This window comes from Paraburkholderia sp., assembly GCF_035656215.1.
Classification (GTDB): Bacteria; Pseudomonadota; Gammaproteobacteria; order Burkholderiales; family Burkholderiaceae; genus Paraburkholderia.
The window spans coordinates 14320-28095 of record NZ_DASRSY010000444.1; the positions used below are offsets into that span (position 1 = coordinate 14320).

At 61.7% G+C, this 13776-nt stretch carries 12 protein-coding genes; 1 reads left to right on the forward strand and 11 read right to left on the reverse strand.

Going from position 1 to position 13776, the window contains the following annotated elements:
• Positions 1 to 21: 21 nt before the first annotated feature.
• From der to ndk, 8 genes are all read right to left on the reverse strand, one after another.
• Positions 22 to 1359, reverse strand: a complete 1338-nt coding sequence (der, locus tag VFE81_RS26085) for a ribosome biogenesis GTPase Der (RefSeq protein WP_325047342.1) — start codon at positions 1357 to 1359, stop codon at positions 22 to 24.
• A 426-nt stretch (positions 1360 to 1785) separates the two neighbouring features.
• Positions 1786 to 2931 carry an outer membrane protein assembly factor BamB gene (bamB, locus tag VFE81_RS26090; protein WP_325047343.1) on the reverse strand — a complete coding sequence of 382 codons (1146 nt, stop codon included), beginning with the start codon at positions 2929 to 2931 and terminating at the stop codon, positions 1786 to 1788.
• Between the two features lie 75 nt (positions 2932 to 3006).
• Positions 3007 to 3636 carry a YfgM family protein gene (locus VFE81_RS26095; RefSeq protein WP_325047344.1) on the reverse strand — a complete coding sequence of 210 codons (630 nt, stop codon included), beginning with the start codon at positions 3634 to 3636 and terminating at the stop codon, positions 3007 to 3009.
• Between the two features lie 66 nt (positions 3637 to 3702).
• Entirely contained in the window at positions 3703 to 5043 is a 1341-nt protein-coding gene (gene hisS, locus VFE81_RS26100; protein WP_325047345.1) for a histidine--tRNA ligase, read from the reverse strand.
• A 20-nt stretch (positions 5044 to 5063) separates the two neighbouring features.
• Positions 5064 to 6395, reverse strand: coding sequence for a flavodoxin-dependent (E)-4-hydroxy-3-methylbut-2-enyl-diphosphate synthase (gene ispG / locus VFE81_RS26105; protein WP_325047346.1), 1332 nt, complete (start codon positions 6393 to 6395; stop codon positions 5064 to 5066).
• Positions 6396 to 6480: 85 nt separating this feature from the next.
• Positions 6481 to 7599: a helix-turn-helix domain-containing protein gene (locus VFE81_RS26110; RefSeq protein ID WP_325047347.1), complete on the reverse strand. Its 1119-nt coding sequence runs from the start codon at positions 7597 to 7599 to the stop codon at positions 6481 to 6483.
• 217 nt (positions 7600 to 7816) lie between these two features.
• Positions 7817 to 8968 (reverse strand): 23S rRNA (adenine(2503)-C(2))-methyltransferase RlmN, encoded by a 1152-nt coding sequence (gene rlmN / locus VFE81_RS26115; protein WP_325047348.1) that lies wholly within the window; start codon positions 8966 to 8968, stop codon positions 7817 to 7819.
• Between the two features lie 177 nt (positions 8969 to 9145).
• Entirely contained in the window at positions 9146 to 9571 is a 426-nt protein-coding gene (gene ndk, locus VFE81_RS26120; protein WP_325047349.1) for a nucleoside-diphosphate kinase, read from the reverse strand.
• Positions 9572 to 9868: 297 nt separating this feature from the next.
• On the opposite strand from ndk, the gene VFE81_RS26125 reads away from it, so the two are divergent.
• Entirely contained in the window at positions 9869 to 10567 is a 699-nt protein-coding gene (locus tag VFE81_RS26125) for a Bax inhibitor-1/YccA family protein (protein ID WP_169483940.1), read from the forward strand.
• A gap of 144 nt (positions 10568 to 10711) precedes the next feature.
• On the opposite strand, the gene VFE81_RS26130 is transcribed toward VFE81_RS26125, so the two are convergent.
• From VFE81_RS26130 to dapA, 3 genes are all read right to left on the reverse strand, one after another.
• On the reverse strand, positions 10712 to 11485 hold the full coding sequence (locus VFE81_RS26130) for an MBL fold metallo-hydrolase (protein ID WP_325047350.1): 774 nt from the start codon (positions 11483 to 11485) through the stop codon (positions 10712 to 10714).
• 7 nt (positions 11486 to 11492) lie between these two features.
• The gene (gene bamC, locus VFE81_RS26135) at positions 11493 to 12632 is read right to left on the reverse strand and encodes an outer membrane protein assembly factor BamC (RefSeq protein ID WP_325047351.1); all 1140 of its coding nucleotides are present in this window, start codon (positions 12630 to 12632) and stop codon (positions 11493 to 11495) included.
• Between the two features lie 129 nt (positions 12633 to 12761).
• The gene (dapA, locus tag VFE81_RS26140) at positions 12762 to 13676 is read right to left on the reverse strand and encodes a 4-hydroxy-tetrahydrodipicolinate synthase (protein ID WP_325047352.1); all 915 of its coding nucleotides are present in this window, start codon (positions 13674 to 13676) and stop codon (positions 12762 to 12764) included.
• Positions 13677 to 13776: the final 100 nt, after the last annotated feature.

Genomic DNA, 13776 nt, shown 5'->3' on the forward strand with positions numbered 1-13776 from the left:
CACGCGGGTTTCAGCCTGCGTTTAGGCTTTATCCGCGTAAGGGTTCGTCGATGATCTGAACTCTATGCGCAATGGAGTCCCAATCAGCTTGAAAGTTTCCCGGAAGCGGTTTTCGAGGTAGCGTTTGTACGTTTCGGTGATCGCATCGAGCGCGTTACCGTGAATCACGATGATCGGCGGATTCTGTCCACCCTGGTGCGCGTAACGCAGTTTCGGGCGCACCGGACCGCGTCGGCGCGGTTGCTGGAATTCCACTGCATCGATCAGCGCACGCGTGAGTTTCGGCGTCGGCAGCTTGGCCATAGCCGCGGCGTAGGCGTCGTCGACCGAGCGCATCAGCGGGCCGATTCCGGTTTTTTCCGCGGCGGAAATGAAATGGAATTTGGCGAAATCGAGAAATTTTAATTTGCGCTCGAGGTCTGCCTTGGTGCGCTCGCGCACATGCGGATCGAGACCGTCCCATTTGTTCACACCCACCACCAGCGCGCGGCCCTGCTCCACCACGAAACCGGCGATGTGGGCATCCTGTTCCGAGATGTCCTGCTGCGCGTCGAGCAGCAGGATCACGACGTTCGCATCCGAGATCGATTGCAGCGTTTTCACCACCGAGAATTTCTCGATCGCTTCGAACACCTTGCCGCGGCGCCGCAAACCGGCCGTGTCGATCAGCGTGTACGGCTTGCCCTGCCGTTCAAAGTCGACGTAGATCGAATCGCGCGTGGTGCCGGGCATGTCGAACGCGATCACACGCTCTTCGCCCACCAGCGCATTGATCAAGGTCGACTTGCCGACGTTCGGCCGGCCGACGATCGCGATCTTCACGCCGCGCGTTTCTTTTTCCTCGTCGCTTTCTTCCGGCTGCCCGGCGTACGCGACGCCGAGTGCCTCATTGATCATTTCGGTGACGCCGTCACCGTGCGCCGCGGAAATCGCGCGCGGGTCGCCGAGACCAAGTTCGTAGAAGTCGGCGGCCACCATGCCGTACTTCATACCCTCCGCCTTGTTGACGACGAGGAAGATCGGCCGGCCGACCTTGCGCAGATAGTCGGCAATCGTCTTGTCTTGTGGCGCGAGGCCGTTGCGGCCGTCGACGATGAACACGACGACGTCCGATTCCTCGACCGCCTGGCGGGTTTGACGCGCCATCTCGTGCAGGATGCCTTCTTTCGCGACCGGCTCGAAGCCGCCGGTATCGACGACCAGATACGGCCGATCACCGGCGCGCCCCTCGCCGTAGTGGCGATCGCGGGTGAGACCGGGCAGGTCGGCAACCAGCGCATCACGCGTACGCGTGAGACGGTTGAATAGCGTGGATTTCCCCACATTGGGGCGCCCAACCAGGGCAATAACGGGTTTCATCAGATGTTGTTCACAGTGAAACGCGGGATCGAAATCGACCGGCCGCGTAGCGACGCCATGCGGCCACTACGCGGCAGCGTTTGACGAAAATTATCACGAATTCGGCCAGCCCCGGATGTGCTGTCAATATGCGCACCCGGGCGGACGGGGGTTTGGCTGTATGGGGCGGCGCCAATGGGCCGCCAGGTTCAGTCTTTCTTGCTCAACGGCTCGCACGCCAGTTCGATACGATTCTTTGCCGTATCTACGAAGACGCCGTCGAAGGTGGCGCCGCAAGCAGCCACCGATGGCCACATGGGCCGTTTCTGATCCGACTCGCCGGACCAGCCAGTCCGGCGGAATATTTCTCGTTACTCTGCTGCGCTACAAAAACGCATGCGGCCGGCAAAGCCGGCCTGCACGCTTGACTACCTATGGCCTGCGCGATTAGCGCGGGCGGTAGCCATACAGGTCGCCGTCGTGCGTCTGCACAACCAGCGTCTCGCCGGCCAGCACCGGGGCCGCGGTAATCGGGGTACCGTCGGTCTTCACGCGAGCCACGAGTGTGCCGTCGTCGCGCGACAGGAAGTGCACGAAACCCTGATAGTCGCCCAACACGGCGGCGTGACCCAGGATGAACGGGACGCCGAGCTCGCGGTTCTTCAGCTTGTCGTTCTTCCACAGCGGCGCACCACTGCTGACGTCGAATGCGGACACCACCGACCAGTCGTCGGCTGCCACCACCGCGCGGTCATCCTGCGCGAGGCCGCTCGTGCTCGAGAACGCCTTTTCCCACAGCGCACGGCCAGAGTTCGCATCGAAGCAGCCAATCTGACCCTGGAACGTCACCGCACAGGTTTCCGAACCGACCAGCGTGGGCGGTCCCGTCACGTCATTGATGCGCTCCACTTCTGTCACGCCCTTCGGATACGACACCGGCGTCTGCCAGTAGTTGTCGCCGGTCTGCACGTTGATCGCGGCGAACGCGCCACCCGGGAAGCCCGCCAGCACAGCCGCATCGCCCGCGAACGTCATACCCGACGAGACGCGGAGATTGAGCGGCACCGCACGGTTGCGGTAATTCCACTTCTGCTCGCCAGTTTGCGCATTGAACGCGACGATCTGACCGTCGACCGTGCGCACCACCACGAGGCCGTTGCCGACCAGCGGCGGCGAGATGATTTCGCCGGGCGCCTTGGCAGTCCACAATTGCTTGCCGTCCGCGCCGAGTACGTAAACGTCGCCCTTCAAGCCGCCGACCGCCGTGAGCGTGCCGTCGCTGCCGACACCTGCCGACAGATCGTCATGCAGCTTGACGCGCCAGATATCCTTGCCGGTCTGCGCGTCGATCTTCGCAACCGAGCCGTTCGCGCCGGCCGCGTACACCGCGTTGCCGACAGCGACCGGCGAGAACAGGTAACGACCCGCCTTGCCCACACTTGTCTTCCACGCCTGCTGCACGTCGAGCACGGGTTTGAACTCGGTGAGCGGCGTCGGCACGCGGCGCTCGTCTTTCGTGGATGAGCAAGCCGCCATGGTGAGGACGGTCATCGCACAGGCAACGGGCACAGCGTAACGTTTCAGCAGATTCATCGGTGGACGAAGCATTCAGGAAATTAATTAAAGGAGACCGGTTGGTCGTTACATGCGGCGCGCTGCATGCGGCGATTAGCCGCCCAGCGCGTCCAGCTTGAACTGTATCAACTGGCGAGCCGAGCTATCGTTTTTCGACAGCGAGTCGAGCGCGAGCTTGTAGGCCGCACGCGCATCGTCACGCTTGCCTTGAGCAGCAAGCAGGTCACCGCGGCCGTTCGCCACAATGCCCTTGAACGCATCGGACTGCGGTTCGGCGAGCAGTGCGAGGCCCTGGTCGTACGCCTTGTCGTCGAGCAGCAGCGAAGCCAGACGCAGCTTGGCGATCTGCTTGAACTCGTCGTCTTTCGCGTGATCGATGGTCCATTGCAACTGGGCCTTCGCGGCGGCTTCGTCGCCTGCGGCGTACAGCGCCTTGGCGGCACCCAGCGCGGTCATCTGCGCATACGCGGTGCGGCTGAACTTGTCTTCCATATCGGTGGCGACGCGCGTGATCTTCGCCTTGTCGCCCGATGCCACAGCTTGCTGCACCTGGTCATACAGCACGGCGGCTTCCGTCGCCTGACGCCGCTGCCAGAAATTCCAGCCGTTCCAGCCCGCTGCGGCGACCAATGCCACCAGCACGATCCACGTGGTGGCATTGCCCCACTGCGTCCACCATGCTTTCAGACTTTCAATCGATTCTTGTTCGTCGTGGTAACTCATCGCCCGGCGATTTCCTCTTTCTTGATACGTGTGCGTGTCGAGCCAGGGGGCTCGACGATATCGCGATCAGTCGTCGCCGTCTTCGGCGGTTGCAACCATCGCATTGATTAGAAATTCGGTCAAGTCTTCGGCGGGCACGTTATGTTGCTCGTTTTTACCGCCGTTAGCGCCTGTGTCGCGCAGCGGCTTGACGCCGACCGTACCGTTGGCGATCTCGTCTTCACCGAGGATCACCGCGAATGCCGCGCCGCTCGCGTCGGCACGCTTCATCTGCGACTTGAAGCTCGCCGTCTGCCCGTCCGCGCTGCAATGCAGAATCACGTCGAGGCCCGTATCGCGCAAACGCTCGGCGATGATAAAGGCTTGTTCGCGTGCGGCGTCGCCCTGATGGACCACGTAAACGTCGCAACCTTCGTCTTCCGGCACGAGCTGCTCTTCTTTCAGCAACTCGAGGATACGCTCAACGCCCATTGCCCAGCCACAAGCGCCCGTCGGCTTACCGCCGAGCTGTTCGATCAGCGGATCGTAACGCCCCCCGGCCGCGACTGTGCCTTGCGCGCCAAGTTTGTCGCTCACCCATTCGAACACGGTCAGATTGTAATAATCGAGACCCCGCACGAGACGCGGATTGATCATGAACGGAATGTTGTTCGCCTTCAGAATGCGCTGCAGGCCTTCGAAGTGCGCGAGCGATTCTTCGCCGAGAAAATCGATCAGCTTGGGTGCGTTCTGCGCGACTTCCTGCATCGCCGGATTCTTCGTGTCGAGCACGCGCAGCGGGTTCGTGTACAGACGGCGCTTCGCTTCTTCGTCGAGCACGTCCATGTGCTTTTCAAGGTAAGCGATCAACTCGACGCGATGTGCCGCGCGCTCTTCCGCGAGACCCAGCGAATTGAGTTCGAGCTTGATACCGATAAGCCCAAGGTCGTCCCACAAACGCTGGCACATCATGATGATTTCAGCGTCGGTGTCCGGGCCAGCGAAGCCCAATGCTTCCACACCAACCTGATGGAACTGCCGGTAACGGCCGCGCTGCGGACGCTCGTGACGGAACATCGGGCCGATGTACCACAGACGCTTCGGGCCGTCGTACAACATGTTGTGCTCGATCGTCGCGCGCACGACAGCCGCCGTGTTTTCCGGACGCATTGTCAGATTTTCACCGTTCAACGCATCGGTAAAACTGTACATTTCTTTCTCGACGATATCGGTCACCTCACCGATACCGCGCTTGAACAACTGCGTATGCTCGATGATCGGCGTACGGATATTCTGGTATCCGTACGAACGCAGCATCGACTTGACGGTCGCTTCGAAAAACTCCCACAACCCGGCTTCCTGCGGAAGGATGTCGTTCATGCCCTTCACGCCGGACAACTTTTCGAGCTTTTTCTTCTGTTCAGTCATCTGTCTTCGATTGACGGTTTTTAGTTGAGTGCTTCGGCGCGGCCGGCTTCGGCGCGGCCATAGCGGCGCTCGACGTAATCACTCACGATTTGCTGGAATTCTTGCGCGATGTTATCGCCGCGCAGCGTCTTGACCTTCTCGCCGTCGACGAACACCGGTGCGGCCGGATTTTCGCCCGAACCCGGCAAACTGATGCCGATATTCGCCTGCTTCGATTCACCCGGACCGTTGACGATGCAGCCCATCACCGCGACGTGCATCTTCTCGACGCCCGGATACTGATCGCGCCACACCGGCATCTGCGTGCGCAGATAGGTCTGGATTTGCGATGCCAGTTCCTGGAACAACGTGCTGGTGGTACGGCCGCAACCCGGGCAGGCGATCACCATAGGCGTGAACGAACGCAGGCCCATGGTCTGCAATATTTCCTGACCGACGATCACTTCGCCCGTGCGCGGGCCACCCGGTTCCGGCGTCAGCGAGATGCGGATCGTGTCGCCAATGCCTTGCTGCAGCAGCACCGACAACGCAGCGGTCGATGCAACGATACCCTTCGACCCCATGCCCGCTTCGGTCAAGCCGAGATGCAGGGCGAATTCGCAACGGCGCGCCAGCTCGCCATAGACAGCGATCAGGTCCTGCACGCCGCTGACCTTGCACGACAGAATGATCTTGTTGCGCGGCAGGCCGATTTCGACAGCCCGCTCCGCCGAGCCGATCGCCGACTGGATCAGCGCTTCGTACATCACGCTCTGCGCTTCCCATGGCGTGGCGCGCGCGGCGTTTTCGTCCATCATCTTCGCGAGCAGGTCCTGGTCGAGGCTGCCCCAGTTGACGCCGATCCGCACCGGCTTGTCGTACTTCACCGCCGCTTCGATCATTTGCGCGAACTGCGTGTCGCGCTTCGCGCCGTGGCCGACATTGCCCGGGTTGATCCGGTACTTCGACAGCGACTCCGCGCATGCGGGGTAATCGCGCAGCAGCAAATGGCCGTTGTAATGAAAATCGCCGACCAGCGGCACCGACACGCCCATACGGTCGAGCTGCTCACGAACGGCCGGCACGGCCGCCGCCGCTTCCGGCGTGTTGACCGTGATACGCACCAGTTCCGAACCGGCTTGCGCAAGTTCCTTGATCTGGATCGCCGTGCCGATCGCGTCCGCGGTGTCGGTATTGGTCATCGACTGCACGCGCACCGGCGCATCGCCACCGATGGTGACAAGCTGGCCGCCCCAACGGACATCGACCGCGTGCGACTTGCGCCGCGCTGCGTGGCCGCCAAACACCGGCTCGTTTGAAACGATCTTGCTACTGGATTGGGATTGAGCTTCGGATTGCATCGAAAAACCCATTTACGCCGCATGCGCTACAGAAAGGACGTAGCGCCTGAATTGAAAAAGCGCCGCGACCGGTTGGTCGCGACGCATACCGTATCTATCAAGGCAACGCAAAGCGCGCAACATTGCCCTTGGCTGCTGAATATTTCGACGGATCGACTGGCTGCCCGTCGAGCGTAAGCGACTCGAGACCCGCCTTGTTGCCGACCGTGATCTTGAAAGGCGCCGCGCCCGTCACTTCCTTCGTATCGCCCGCGCGCACAAGGCCGGAGAACACCTCCTTGCCGTCCTTGCTACGCACGCTGAACCAGCTATCTTGCGTCACGCGTAACGCGACAATCGCCTCACCTGCAGCCGGTGCCGCCATTGCCGTACCCGGCGCGCCTATCGCGGCGACCACCGGCGCGCTCGCGCCTTTCGTCGCAGCCTGGCTCTGCGGAGCGGCCTTCGGCGCAACCGCTGCCGTGACAGCCGGCTCGGAAGACGGCGCCGTACCGGTCGCCAGCGGGGCGGGCATCGGCGTACCCGACGCAGCGTTATCCACCGCGGCCTGCGTTTCCGGCGCAGAAGCAGCGTCTTCCGCCGTTACCTCGGAGCCTGCCGCCTGACCTTGCGCCACCGCGCCCGATGCTCCGGTCGCGCCACCCGCGGCGCCGTTAGCGCTCGCCTTCAACCGTGCGAGCCACGCCGACGACTCGCCGCCATTGGTATGCCACATGCCAAGCGCGATCACGGCGACGATCACCGCCGCGATGCCCCATAGCCATGAGCGGCTCTTTTGCCCGCTGCCGCCAAGCGACAGCGATACACGACCGCGCGGCAAATCCTTGCCGGACGAAGCCGGCATCGACAGATCCGGCGCAGGCACGCCCTTCTCGCGGCGCAAAGCCTGCGTGAACGGCGTAGGATCGGCGCCGAGCATCTTCGCGTAGCTGCGCACCACGCCGAGCGCGAAGGTCGTGTCCGGTAAATGACTAATGTCACCTGATTCGAGCGCACGCAACTTGGCGACGGATACCTTCAGGCGCGCCGAGACGTCTTCGATCGTCCAGCCCTTCGATTCACGCAATTGGGTCAAGCGCGCGCCAACCGCTGCCAACGAGTCCAGACCCGTCAGGTCCGGTTGCGCAACAGGCTGCACCACCGCCCGCGCGACCGGCGCCGGATGGCCTTCGTTTGCGTCTGTGTCCTGCGGCTGCGGGTGCTGCGGCTCACTCATCCCAAATCCTTTTGCGTCGATTCTTTTTCACTTGTGCAACCCAGGTGGGCCAAAGCCCCACACCCGAATCGCAGACCGTTTATAACAAAATGCGCGGCCTTGTGTGCCGCTTCCGATCGCTTCTGCAAACTTTCTTTTCAATCGCGGATGGCGTGGAGCGTTTTCGCGCGCCCGGGTGTCTTTCCTCCGGACGCTCGCGCCCTGCCGTCTCGCACGATTACACGGCGCGAACCTCGATAACTTTCGCTGCCCTCCCGGTGCGCTCAGCGAGGCGCGTGCGATCTTTCACCGCACCAGCCAACTGACCACAGGCAGCGTCGATATCATCGCCGCGTGTTTTACGCACTGTGGTGACAACGCCCGCGTCCATCAACACTTGTGCAAACCGCTTGATCTGCTCCGGCTTCGAGCGGATAAGGCCCGACTCGGGGAATGGATTGAACGGAATCAGGTTGAACTTGCACGGTACGTCACGCGTAACGGCCAGCAATTCGCGCGCTTGCGCTTCACTGTCGTTCACGCCGTCGAGCATGCAATATTCGAACGTAATGAAATCGCGCGGCGCAACTTTCAGATAGCGCTGACAAGCGGCCATCAATTCACGCAGCGGATACTTCTTGTTCAGCGGCACCAGCATGTCGCGCAGCGGGTCGCTCGGCGCATGCAACGATACCGCGAGCGCCACCGGCAGATCGGCGCCGAGCCGGTCCATCATTGGCACCACGCCCGAGGTGGACAGCGTGACACGCCGACGCGACAGGCCGTATGCGTTGTCGTCCAGCATGAGGCGCATGGCGGGCACGACCGCGTCGTAGTTGAGCAGCGGCTCGCCCATGCCCATCATCACAACGTTCGTGACGACGCGCTCGCCCTTGCCGTCACCACCCGTGGCGCGCCCACCGTCCGTGCCGCGCGTCGCGCGCAGCGCGAATTCGGCCATACGCAGTTGGCCGATAATTTCGCCGGTGGTGAGATTGCGGGAGAAACCCTGTTTGCCGGTCGAACAGAACCGGCAGTTGACCGCACACCCGGCCTGCGACGACACACACAACGTGCCACGCGTTTCTTCGGGGATGTAAACGGTTTCAACTGCGTTGCTGTTGCCGACGTCGATCAGCCACTTGCGTGTGCCGTCGGTCGAAATATTGTCACTGACGATGCCTGGCATCGTGATTGTTGCGCGCCCTTTGAGCTTTTCGCGCAAGGACTTCGCCAGATCGGTCATGCCGTCGAAGTCGGCAGCGTTGTATTGGTGGATCCAGCGCTGCAATTGTTTGGCGCGAAACGGCTTCTCGCCCAGGCTGTCGCAGTAAGCGACAAGCCCTTGGGCGTCGAGGTCGAGAAGGTTGACGGTGGAACTGCTCGTCATATCGAATCCTGCCATTTCAGTGCGAGACTACATTCATGCAACAAGCTGCATGAACGCAATGCCGTTCGCGCCCATCCCTGCTGCTTTACCTTACTACTTTGCCGGGTGGTTCGTGCGGACTCGTGCGACAAATCCAACGGCTGCGCACGAAACCCGCCTAAATCCGCCTAAATCCGCTTAACGCGAATAGACGTTCACTTGCGGAAAGAAGAACGAGATTTCAACTGCAGCCGTTTCAGCGGCGTCCGAACCGTGCACCGCGTTAGCGTCGATGCTGTCCGCGAAATCTGCACGAATCGTGCCCTTTTCTGCCTTCTTCGGATCCGTCGCGCCCATCAGGTCGCGGTGCTTCAGGATCGCGTTTTCGCCTTCCAGCGCTTGCACGACCACCGGGCCCGAAATCATGAAATCGACCAGGTCCTTGAAGAACGGGCGTGCAGCGTGCACAGCGTAGAACTTCTCTGCGTCAGCGCGCGACAGGTGAACCATGCGCGAAGCCACGATCTTCAGGCCAGCGCTTTCGAAACGGCTGTAGATCTGACCGATCACGTTCTTGGCCACTGCGTCCGGCTTGATAATCGACAGGGTGCGTTCGATCGCCATAAAAACTCCAAAAAATTAAGAGGTTACAGATTCAAATGAATCCGCTATTGTAGCATGTTCCCGTGTATGATTGCGATTGAACCCTTACAGCATTGAAAGATTCCAGGCAGGAGTTTCTGAATGCTGGTAGCGTAGCCGTGTGAACATTTTCCGGATATTGAAACTCCGTGCCACCGCATCAATCTTAGGGATGAACATGCTGCGACTGGCGGCTAAAATCCCACCCGGCGCAGCACAATCCGCTACACAACCGCGGCACAACCATTACGCAACACGCTTCTGAGGTAAGGAGAGACCATGAACGATCATCCGTATAGCTTTGGCCGCAATGGCGCGGTCAGCACGGTCGAAACGCGCAACCGCGTACTGCGGAACACCTATTGGCTGCTGGCACTGTCAATGATCCCAACGGTGCTCGGCGCGTGGGTGGGCGTGGCAACCGGTTTCTCGCTGTTCGCCGCCACCAGCCCCGGCATGAGCATGCTGGCGTTCTTCGCGATCGCCTTCGGCTTCATGTTTGCCATCCAGAAAACTAAAGACAGCGCCATCGGCGTGTTCGTGCTGCTCGGCTTCACGTTCTTCATGGGCCTGATGCTGTCTCGCATCCTGAGCTTCGTGCTCGGTTTTTCGAACGGCCCGTCGCTGATCATGCTCGCCTTTGGTGGCACTGGTGTGATCTTCGCGTCCATGGCAACGATCGCCACGGTCAGCAAGCGTGACTTCTCGGGTCTCGGCAAGTGGCTGTTCATGGGCGTGGTCGTGCTGCTGCTGGCTTCGGTTGCGAACGTGTTCCTGCACCTGCCGGCATTGATGCTGACGGTGTCGGTGCTGGCAATCGTGATCTTCTCGGCCTACATGCTGTTTGACGTCCAGCGCGTCGTGAACGGCGGGGAGACGAACTACATCACCGCTACTCTCGCGATCTATCTGGATCTGTACAACGTGTTCGTCAATCTGCTCGCGCTGCTCGGCATCTTCGGCGGCAACCGCAATTAAGTCTGACGCAAGGCGCGGCGCCCGAAATGCCGGCCTTGAAGAAAAAGCCCATGGCGAGCAATCGTCATGGGCTTTTTTCATTGCACTGCCGGCGCGTTAGTGGCGAATCTCAGCCCACGGCGATGCCAGACAATCAGGGATGGATCACAAGCTCAACCAGGCAAACCCTTCATCCTGAGAAGCGACCACTACTTCGGTTGGCGCCGCACCCAGCACACCCGCCAGGGCAGCCTGCGCCAGTTCCGGCGAGTTGTTCTGCTGGCTCAGATGGGCCGCCACCAGATGGCGCAGACGCGAACGGTCGAGCGAGGCCAGGATTTCAGCCGCGGCTTCGTTGTTCAGATGCCCATGATTGCCGCCGATGCGCGCCTTCAGCGATTGCGGATACCGGCTACCCGCCAACATCCGTACATCGTGATTGCATTCGAGCACCAGCGCGTCGCAGCCGCTCAGCACCGCGCTGATGTGCGGCGTGGAGGTGCCGACATCGGTCAGCACACCCAGCCGGCTCGCGCCATTGGAGAGCACGTATTGCAGCGGCTCGCGGGCGTCGTGAGGAACGGTGTAAGGGAGGATGCTGAGGTCGCCGATCGCCACCGCTTCGTCGCCCCACAGCACCTGCGGGTCGACGTCGGCTTCGTCGGCACCCACCGCGCGGGCGGTGCCCCAACTCATATACAACGGAATCGACCACTTACGCGCCAGCGTCAGCGCGCTGCCAATATGGTCGCTGTGTTCATGCGTAATCAGAATAGCGTCGAGACCTTCGACGCCCGCTCCGAGCCGCGTTAAACGCCGCTCGACTTCCTTGGCCGAAAAGCCGCAATCAAGCAGAACGCGCGTGGTGGTCGCGCCGCTTTGCGCTTCCACCAGCATGGCATTGCCTTCACTGCCGCTGCCGAGACTGGCGAAGCGCACAGCCCGCTTAGTTCAGTTGTGCGTGCAACAGCGTCACGATGCGTTGCGCGTCGGACGAGTTATCCACCTGCCCGTTCGCGTCCAGCACCGCCACCTGCGTCACGGTGTCGCCCTTCGAGCGCACATTGACGAGGAATTCCTGACCCGGCTTCTTCGACGAATTGCCGCTATAGAACAGCTTGCCGAACAGCCCTTCCTTCTTCAGCTCCTGCATCGAGTCCGCGTAACGCACGTAGTAGATGCCTTTCGAGCGGTCGCGGTTGTCGACGGTGAAGTTGGTGCGGTCGAGCGCGAGACCCACGCGCAGCCAGGCGCGATCGAACGATTCCTGCAGGTCGAGCGTCGATGCGCCAGCGCTCTGGTCGATCGTGGCCGGCGCGGTGGCCGGGCGGGCGTCGGTCAGGAGTTGCCTGGATTGCGCGTCGGTCAGGCCGAACTTTTGCATCAGCTTGGTCAGGAACAGCGCTTCCAGCGCCGGATCGCGCGGACGCTCTTCCCAGCGCGACGACGTCTTGTCCTGACCCGTCAGCGTTTCTTCCATCGCGCTATGCGTGATGGAGATGTCCGTGGCGCCAGCCGGACCGCGCGAAACGAGCGTGCGGAAGCTGTCACGGGTGCCCGACGAATATGCGAAGTCGATTACCTTGCCGACCGTGCGACGGAACCAGTCGTCCGGAATATTGGCGCGGTTTTCAGCCCAGTCGGTGGTCATGATGCCGGTGGCCGGCGCATCGGTTTTCAGTGCGAAGCCGTTCTCCTGCCAGAACTCCTGCAACTGCGGCCACAGTTGTTCCGGCGTGCGGCCGTCGACGACCAGCCAGCGACGATCGCCGTCACGCTCGATGTGCATGCCCAGCGGGTCTTGCGCATTCGGCTGGCCTTCGGTGGAATTGCCCGCTGCGGTGACCGCGCGTTGCGGCGAGCCGCCCAGCGCCAGATTGGCCGGCGGCGCGACGTAGCGCTGATCGGTCTGCGTAGTGGTCAGATCGCCTGGAACGGCGAGCGGCGGTGCGCTGCCCGCGCCCTTGTAGTTGACGCGGTCGGAAGCAAACCAGTCGTTCAGCGAGTCACAGCCGGCGAGCGTCACCAGAGCAAGCGCCAGCGCCGCCATGCGGGTTGCGTGGAGGGAAAGTGCGGAACGTTTCATGAGGTCCTTCGTGATGCTGGAACGCGGTGCCTGGTTCTGTGTGCCGGGAACGTGGGCTGGATCGACGTCGGTTAAGGGAGTGCCGGTAACAGGCTTTCGTTAGCGCTGGGCGTGCCGGGTTAAGCCCGCTTAGCCCAACAGGCCCGCTTCGCGCAACGCGCCGCGCACCACTTCGTGGTATTGCGCGTCGAGCGGCGTGAGCGGCAGGCGGATTCCGCCCTGCACACGACCCAGTTGCTGCAACGCCCATTTCGCCGGAATCGGATTAGATTCGATGAACATGTTCTTATGCAGCGACAGGAGTTTCAGGTGAATCTCACGAGCAGTCTTCGCGTCCGCGGCAAGCGCGGCTTTGCACAGATCGCTCATGGCGCGCGGCGCGACGTTGGCGGTGACCGAAATATTGCCGTGGCCGCCAAGCAGCATCAGCGCGATCGCCGTCGGATCGTCACCGCTGTAGATGCCAAAATGCGCGGGGGCCGACTTGATCAGGTGCGCGGCGCGATCGATGTTGCCGGTCGCTTCCTTCACACCGATGATGCCCGGCACCTGCGCGCAACGCAGAATCGTTTCGTTGCTCATGTCCGCGACCGTACGGCCCGGCACGTTGTACAGGATCACCGGCAGATCGACGGTTTCCGCGATCTTCGCGAAGTGGCGATAAATGCCTTCCTGGGTCGGCTTGTTGTAGTACGGCACGACCTGCAGCGTGGCGTCCGCGCCGACCTCTTTGGCCTGCTGTGTGAGCTCGATGGCCTCAGCGGTGGAGTTGCCGCCCGAGCCCGCGATCACCGGAATCCGGCCCGCTGTGTGCTCGACTGCGGTTTTGACCATCAGCACATGTTCTTCGACTGTCAGCGTGGCCGACTCGCCGCTCGTGCCGACCACGACCAGTGCGTTCGTGCCCTCTGCGATGTGCCAGTCGATCAGTTTGCGAAACGCCGGCAGATCGAGGCCGCCGTCTTCGAGCATGGGAGTAATGATGGCAGGGATGCTGCCACGAATCTGAACGCCGCCAGTGCTGCCTTGATTGCCGTTAGTCATGAAACGCCATGAATTTGATCAGGTAAACCGCGATTGTAGCGGATTAGCCAGCCAGGTCGTAACAAGGCGGGGGTGCCGCCTCTGCGCGGTTGGCTGAGCG

Coding starts and splice junctions, on each gene's coding strand:
- ispG (WP_325047346.1), bottom strand. CDS start 6,395: ATGGGTTTTTCGATGCAATCCGAAGCTCAATCCCAATCCAGTAGCAAG.
- bamC (WP_325047351.1), bottom strand. CDS start 12,632: ATGAAACGTTCCGCACTTTCCCTCCACGCAACCCGCATGGCGGCGCTG.
- VFE81_RS26110 (WP_325047347.1), bottom strand. CDS start 7,599: ATGAGTGAGCCGCAGCACCCGCAGCCGCAGGACACAGACGCAAACGAA.
- VFE81_RS26095 (WP_325047344.1), bottom strand. CDS start 3,636: ATGAGTTACCACGACGAACAAGAATCGATTGAAAGTCTGAAAGCATGG.
- der (WP_325047342.1), bottom strand. CDS start 1,359: ATGAAACCCGTTATTGCCCTGGTTGGGCGCCCCAATGTGGGGAAATCC.
- bamB (WP_325047343.1), bottom strand. CDS start 2,931: ATGAATCTGCTGAAACGTTACGCTGTGCCCGTTGCCTGTGCGATGACC.
- hisS (WP_325047345.1), bottom strand. CDS start 5,043: ATGACTGAACAGAAGAAAAAGCTCGAAAAGTTGTCCGGCGTGAAGGGC.
- VFE81_RS26125 (WP_169483940.1), top strand. CDS start 9,869: ATGAACGATCATCCGTATAGCTTTGGCCGCAATGGCGCGGTCAGCACG.
- rlmN (WP_325047348.1), bottom strand. CDS start 8,968: ATGACGAGCAGTTCCACCGTCAACCTTCTCGACCTCGACGCCCAAGGG.
- dapA (WP_325047352.1), bottom strand. CDS start 13,676: ATGACTAACGGCAATCAAGGCAGCACTGGCGGCGTTCAGATTCGTGGC.
- ndk (WP_325047349.1), bottom strand. CDS start 9,571: ATGGCGATCGAACGCACCCTGTCGATTATCAAGCCGGACGCAGTGGCC.